Here is a 5,839-nt window from a genome sequence, read left to right on the forward strand (position 1 = left end):
GGGTGGTTAAGGTGGGGAGCCCCCGCACCGTGTGGTGCGGGGGCTCGACCCTTCTGGTGTGGTCCGGCGGTGTCCTACTCTCCCACACCCTTCCGGGTGCAGTACCATCGGCGCTGTGGGTCTTAGCTTCCGGGTTCGGGATGGGACCGGGCGTTTCCCCCACGCTATGACCGCCGTAACTCGTGCTCCGCGCCCGGCACCGGGCCCGCCTGTGGGGCGGGTGGGTGGGGTGGGAAGTTCGTGTCACAGGCTGGTGGCTGTGGATTCAGTTGTGTGCTGCGCAACCAGGGGACCCGGCGGGGTTGTTGGTTGGGAGCCGTATAGTGGACGCGGTGTTCTGTGTGTTCCCACCCGTGGTCCCAACCAGGGGTTGGGGGGTGGGTGTGGGGTAAGTTGTCGGCCTATTAGTACCGGTCGGCTGCGCACGTCGTTGGTTCGTGCTTCCACCTCCGGCCTATCAACCCAGTGGTCTCGCTGGGGGCCTCTCGCACACAAGGTGCGTGGAAATCTCATCTCGAAGCGAGCTTCCCGCTTAGATGCTTTCAGCGGTTATCTCTTCCGAACGTAGCGAAGCAGCGGTGCACCTGGCGGTACAACTGCCATACCAGAGGTTCGTCCGTCCCGGTCCTCTCGTACTAAGGACAGGTCTTCTCAAATTTCCTGCGCGCGCAGCGGATAGGGACCGAACTGTCTCACGACGTTCTGAACCCAGCTCGCGTACCGCTTTAATGGGCGAACAGCCCAACCCTTGGGACCAACTCCAGCCCCAGGATGCGACGAGCCGACATCGAGGTGCCAAACCATGCCGTCGATATGGACTCTTGGGCAAGATCAGCCTGTTATCCCCGAGGTACCTTTTATCCGTTGAGCGACGGCCATTCCACAATGTACCGCCGGATCACTAGTCCCGACTTTCGTCCCTGCTCGAGCTGTCGCTCTCACAGTCAAGCTCCCTTGTGCACTTACACTCGACACCTGATTGCCAACCAGGCTGAGGGAACCTTTGGGCGCCTCCGTTACTCTTTAGGAGGCAACCGCCCCAGTTAAACTACCCATCAGGCACTGTCCCTGACCCGGATCACGGGCCGAAGTTAGATGTCCAGAGTGACCAGAGTGGTATTTCAACGATGACTCCACGAGCACTGGCGTGCCCGCTTCACAGTCTCCCACCTATCCTACACAAGCCACACCGAACACCAATACCAAACTATAGTAAAGGTCTCGGGGTCTTTCCGTCCTGCTGCGCGTAACGAGCATCTTTACTCGTACTGCAATTTCGCCGAGTTCATGGTTGAGACAGCGGGGAAGTCGTTACTCCATTCGTGCAGGTCGGAACTTACCCGACAAGGAATTTCGCTACCTTAGGATGGTTATAGTTACCACCGCCGTTTACTGGGGCTTAAATTCTCCGCTTCGCCGTGAGGCTAACAGGTCCTCTTAACCTTCCAGCACCGGGCAGGAGTCAGTCCGTATACATCGTCTTGCGACTTCGCACGGACCTGTGTTTTTGATAAACAGTCGCTTCCCCCTGGTCTCTGCGGCCCTTACCCGCTCGCACCAGCAAGTGGTGTCCACGGTCCGGGCCCCCCTTCTCCCGAAGTTACGGGGGCATTTTGCCGAGTTCCTTAACCATGATTCTCTCGATCGCCTTAGTATTCTCTACCTGATCACCTGTGTCGGTTTGGGGTACGGGCGGCTGGAACCTCGCGTCGATGCTTTTCTCGGCAGCATAGGATCACCGAATCCCCCCACGGATGGGGGTCCCGTCACGTCTCAGGCCGTGTGATCCGCGGATTTGCCAACGGATCGCCCTACACGCTTAGACCGGGTCTACCATCGCCCGGCTCGGCTACCTTCCTGCGTCACACCTGTTAATACGCTTACCTCCCCGGTTCAGGTCCCACGCTCCCCGCCACCGGTAACCGGCCAATGGCCGGCACCTGGTGCGGTTCGGGTGGTTAGTGTCCCCGGTTCGGTATGGGCGGTTCTTCGCCGGTACGGGAATATCAACCCGTTGTCCATCGACTACGCCTGTCGGCCTCGCCTTAGGTCCCGACTGACCCAGGGCAGATTAGCTTGACCCTGGAACCCTTGATCATCCGGCGGACGGGTTTCTCACCCGTCATTCGCTACTCATGCCTGCATTCTCACTCGTGTGGGCTCCACCACTGGGTTACCCCGCAGCTTCACTGCCCACACGACGCTCCCCTACCCATCGCACCACCTGAACCAAGGACCACGAGGGCCCCGGCTGGGTATCGTTGGTGCAATGCCACAACTTCGGCGGTGTACTTGAGCCCCGCTACATTGTCGGCGCGGAATCACTTGACCAGTGAGCTATTACGCACTCTTTCAAGGGTGGCTGCTTCTAAGCCAACCTCCTGGTTGTCTAAGCAACTCCACATCCTTTCCCACTTAGCACACGCTTAGGGGCCTTAGTTGGTGGTCTGGGCTGTTTCCCTCTCGACTATGAAGCTTATCCCCCACAGTCTCACTGCTACGCTCTCACTTACCGGCATTCGGAGTTTGGCTGACGTCAGTAACCTTGTAGGGCCCATCGGCCATCCAGTAGCTCTACCTCCGGCAAGAAACACGTAACGCTGCACCTAAATGCATTTCGGGGAGAACCAGCTATCACGAAGTTTGATTGGCCTTTCACCCCTACCCACAGCTCATCCCCTCCATTTTCAACTGAAGTGGGTTCGGTCCTCCACGCGCTCTTACACGCGCTTCAACCTGGCCATGGGTAGATCACTTCGCTTCGGGTCTAGATCACGCCACTCACTCGCCCTGTTCAGACTCGCTTTCGCTACGGATACCCCTCACGGGTTAACCTCGCGACGTAACACTAACTCGCAGGCTCATTCTTCAAAAGGCACGCCGTCACCTCGTAGGGCTCCGACGGATTGTAGGCACACGGTTTCAGGTACTATTTCACTCCCCTCCCGGGGTACTTTTCACCTTTCCCTCACGGTACTGGTCCGCTATCGGTCATCAGGTAGTATTTAGGCTTACCAGGTGGTCCTGGCAGATTCACACGGGATTTCACGGGCCCCGTGCTACTTGGGTACGTGCACCGTGCGGCAGCAACGATTTCGTCTACGGGACTCCCACCCTCTACGGCCCGGCACTCACACCGGTTCGACTATCGTCCTGCACTCACACGCCCGGGCCGGCAGACCCGGGACGACACGCCCCACGACCCCGATGATGCAACCCCTGCCGGGTCTCACACACCATCGGTTTGGCCTCTTCCGCGTTCGCTCGCCACTACTGACGGAATCACTGTTGTTTTCTCTTCCTGTGGGTACTGAGATGTTTCACTTCCCCACGTTCCCTCCACGCACCCTATGAATTCAGGTACGGGTCACCACGCATAACACGCGGCGGGGTTTCCCCATTCGGAGACCCTCGGATCACAGCTCGTTTATCAGCTCCCCGAGGCTTATCGCAGATTACCGCGTCCTTCATCGGCTCCTGATGCCAAGGCATCCACCGTGCGCCCTTAAAAACTTGCCACATGATCACAGAACACACCGACCCACCACCACGACCACCGGCCCCCTCCCGCAAGGGGAAGGACCCGCTGCCCGCAGCACTGGGCGGCGATCAATCACGAACTCAGGCACCACAACGACCAGGCACCCCCGAAGGGACCACCTTCCGCTGTAGCACCGGTTCTTAAGATGCTCGCGTCCACTATACAGTTCTCAAACAACAACCCACACACCCCACACTCACGGGCGGGAGCCACGACCATCAGGCCGTCACCGCCGCCGGCGGGGCGCCGGGAACCAAAGACACAACACCACCCACCACGAACCCACCACCCCTCCACCACCGCCCCCCGCACAGGGGACCAGCAGCGCAGGAACCGGTGCGCCCGGGTCGGGGCCTGTTGTCTCAGGACCCAACAGTGCGCCATGGACCGCTCCTCCACCGGACGTCCCCCACCGTTCCACCACCACCACGACCACCGGGGCAACCCGGCAGCCCGCGGTGAGCGGGTACTGAAGAAGAGAACGACCAGCACCAAAGGTGCGGCCGCTTGCCTGCTGATGTTCCACCCATGAGCTCACCCCACCAGGAACACGTTCGGCTCCTGAGGCGGGGGCGACCACCACACGGCGGTCAACGGCTCCTTAGAAAGGAGGTGATCCAGCCGCACCTTCCGGTACGGCTACCTTGTTACGACTTAGTCCCAATCGCCGGTCCCACCTTCGACGGCTCCCTCCCACAAGGGGTTAGGCCACCGGCTTCGGGTGTTACCAACTTTCGTGACTTGACGGGCGGTGTGTACAAGGCCCGGGAACGTATTCACCGCAGCGTTGCTGATCTGCGATTACTAGCGACTCCGACTTCATGAGGTCGAGTTGCAGACCTCAATCCGAACTGAGACCGGCTTTTTGGGATTAGCTCCACCTCACAGTATCGCAACCCTTTGTACCGGCCATTGTAGCATGCGTGAAGCCCAAGACATAAGGGGCATGATGATTTGACGTCATCCCCACCTTCCTCCGAGTTGACCCCGGCAGTCTCCTATGAGTCCCCACCATCACGTGCTGGCAACATAGAACGAGGGTTGCGCTCGTTGCGGGACTTAACCCAACATCTCACGACACGAGCTGACGACAACCATGCACCACCTGTCCACCGGCCCCGAAGGGAAGCACTGTCTCCAGTGCGGTCCGGTGGATGTCAAGCCTTGGTAAGGTTCTTCGCGTTGCATCGAATTAATCCGCATGCTCCGCCGCTTGTGCGGGCCCCCGTCAATTCCTTTGAGTTTTAGCCTTGCGGCCGTACTCCCCAGGCGGGGCACTTAATGCGTTAGCTACGGCGCGGAGGACGTGGAATGTCCCCCACACCTAGTGCCCAACGTTTACGGCATGGACTACCAGGGTATCTAATCCTGTTCGCTCCCCATGCTTTCGCTCCTCAGCGTCAGTAACAGCCCAGAGACCTGCCTTCGCCATCGGTGTTCCTCCTGATATCTGCGCATTTCACCGCTACACCAGGAATTCCAGTCTCCCCTACTGCACTCTAGTCTGCCCGTACCCACTGCCGACCCGGGGTTGAGCCCCGGGCTTTCACAGCGGACGCGACAAACCGCCTACGAGCTCTTTACGCCCAATAATTCCGGACAACGCTTGCGCCCTACGTATTACCGCGGCTGCTGGCACGTAGTTAGCCGGCGCTTCTTCTGCAGGTACCGTCACTTGCGCTTCTTCCCTACTGAAAGAGGTTTACAACCCGAAGGCCGTCATCCCTCACGCGGCGTCGCTGCATCAGGCTTTCGCCCATTGTGCAATATTCCCCACTGCTGCCTCCCGTAGGAGTCTGGGCCGTGTCTCAGTCCCAGTGTGGCCGGTCACCCTCTCAGGCCGGCTACCCGTCGTCGCCTTGGTGAGCCATTACCCCACCAACAAGCTGATAGGCCGTGAGCCCATCCAAAACCAGTGAACCCTTTCCACCCCCCACCATGCGGTGAGAGGTCGTATCCAGTATTAGACCCGGTTTCCCAGGCTTATCCCAGAGTCAGGGGCAGGTTACTCACGTATTACTCACCCGTTCGCCACTAATCCGCCCAGCAAGCTGGGCATCATCGTTCGACTTGCATGTGTTAAGCACGCCGCCAGCGTTCGTCCTGAGCCAGGATCAAACTCTCCGTCAAAAAAACGAAAAACACCCGGACACCCCACCACACGGCAGGACACCCGAACGATCCAGGCTGACACCGTCACCCACCCCACGGAGGCGGAACGAGCAACGGCCAATCAACCAAACAAAACATTTGGCATCAACAAACATGGCACACTATTGAGTTCTCAAACAACAGACC

General features: G+C 59.2%; 3 rRNA genes. All 3 read right to left on the reverse strand.

Annotated features, from left to right (window positions below):
* Window positions 1–61 precede the first annotated feature (61 nt).
* A 5S ribosomal RNA gene (gene rrf / locus M3185_RS16780) occupies window positions 62–178 on the reverse strand.
* A gap of 206 nt (window positions 179–384) precedes the next feature.
* Window positions 385–3,519 (reverse strand): 23S ribosomal RNA (locus M3185_RS16785).
* 627 nt (window positions 3,520–4,146) lie between these two features.
* A 16S ribosomal RNA gene (locus tag M3185_RS16790) occupies window positions 4,147–5,671 on the reverse strand.
* Together the 16S, 23S and 5S rRNA genes form the textbook arrangement of a ribosomal RNA operon.
* Window positions 5,672–5,839: the final 168 nt, after the last annotated feature.

Origin of the sequence: Kocuria rosea (assembly GCF_023715525.1) — a bacterium.
GTDB lineage: Bacteria > Actinomycetota > Actinomycetes > Actinomycetales > Micrococcaceae > Kocuria > Kocuria rosea_A.